Source organism: Luteibacter sp. P4_E6, assembly GCF_056401535.1.
This window is the reverse complement of the sequence record NZ_JBFUJE010000745.1, coordinates 1-1,526: the sequence shown is the minus strand read 5'-3', so window position 1 is coordinate 1,526 and position 1,526 is coordinate 1. Positions and strand designations below refer to the sequence as shown.

2 protein-coding genes and 1 pseudogene are annotated in these 1,526 nt (G+C 64.3%); all 3 read right to left on the bottom strand.

The features are described 5' to 3' along the window. A pseudogene (locus tag AC1DT2_RS23055) lies at window positions 1–192 on the bottom strand (beta-N-acetylhexosaminidase); the annotation flags it as partial. After that, window positions 186–710 (bottom strand): CYTH domain-containing protein, encoded by a 525-nt coding sequence (locus tag AC1DT2_RS23050; RefSeq protein WP_477298999.1) that lies wholly within the window; start codon window positions 708–710, stop codon window positions 186–188. The gene AC1DT2_RS23050 and the pseudogene AC1DT2_RS23055, both read right to left, overlap by 7 nt. Window positions 711–725: 15 nt before the next feature. Then, window positions 726–1,526 (bottom strand): 23S rRNA (uracil(1939)-C(5))-methyltransferase RlmD (rlmD, locus tag AC1DT2_RS23045; protein ID WP_477298998.1); only part of this gene is annotated, 801 nt, incomplete at its 5' end.

The window sequence follows — 1,526 nt, the reverse complement described above, 5'->3', positions numbered from 1 at the left end:
ACCGCCTTCCTGGTCGACGCAAACGAGGAAGTCCTCCCCCGCCACCGCACGGATCGACTCGATCATGCGGGTCACCTGCTCGCGCGAAGCGAAGTTGCGCGAAAACAGGATGACACCCGAGACGCCATGAGCCGTGAGGCGCCCCTGCTCGTGCGGAGCCAGCTCGGTACCGGACAGACCGATGATCAGCATGCTGCGTCCTCCTTCCCTTCCCGTTCGGCCGACGACCAGAGCGCGTAAGGCCGGTCGATCAGATTGACGTTGAAATAGCGCACATGCTCGCTCACCTCAAGACCGAGCCAGCCCGGCGTCGGGTATGCGGCATCGGCATGCGCCAGCTCCACTTCGGCGACGATGAGCCCCGCGTTCGCGCCGAGGAATTCGTCGATCTCGAAGTGTGTACCGTCGAGCATGACATGATGACGAACTTTCTCGAGCACGCCATCGGAGAGTTCGGCGAGCAGGCGTTCGGCATCGGTCACGGGAATCGGGTATTCGAATTCCTGGCGCGATATGCCGAGCGTGGCCGACTTGATGTTCAGCCACGCAAGCTCGCCCGATATCCGCACGCGTACCGAGCACTTCACCACGCCCGCCTGGATCGCCGCGGACCCGGACAGATAGCCCTGGGCGATTCGTTCGCTGCGGACCACGATGGCACGCCAGTCGTCGCTGGCGAGCAGGAACTTGCGTTCGATCTCGATACCCATGGGTCTCCCGTTGTCTCAGCCGCGCTCGAACAGCGCGATGGATTCCACGTGCGCGGTGTGCGGGAACATGTCCATTACCCCCGCCGACACCAGTCTGAAGCCGTGCTTCGCCACGAGAATACCGGCGTCGCGAGCCAGCGATCCCGGATGGCAGGACACGTAGACAATCCGGTTCGTGCCCTTGCGTGGCAAGTACTCCAATACCTTGTCGGCACCGGCACGGGGCGGATCGAGCAGGATCTTGTCCCAGGCCTGGCTGGCCCAGGGCGCCGAGCGCTGGTCGTCGAACAGGTTGGCCACGCGGAACGAAACGTTCGCCAGTCCATTACGTGCGGCGTTGGCCGCGGCACGCTCGACCAGACCGTGCTCGCCCTCGACGCCGACCACCTCGGCCGCATGACGGGCCATCGGAAGGGTGAAGTTACCCAGCCCGCAGAATAGATCGAGCACCCTGTCCGTCGGCTGCAGGTCGAGCAGCTCCATCGTCCGCGCCAGCATGAGCTGGTTCATCTCCGCATTGACCTGGACGAAATCCAGCGGAAGGAACTCCAGTTCGATGTTGTCGGCCGGGACGGCGAACGATAGCCGCGGTGCCTCGGGCCAGATCGGATGAACGCTGCTCTGGTTGCCGGATTGCAGGTAGATGGCGAAACCGTGCTCGCTACCGAAAGCCACCAGGGCGGCGCGATCGCGGTCGGACAAGGGCGACAGATGACGGAACACCAGGGCGACGGTATCGTCGCCCGCCGCGAACTCGATCTGCGGGATATCGCGTGCCGCATCCATGCCGCTGACCAGGTTGGCCAGGAGGCCCAC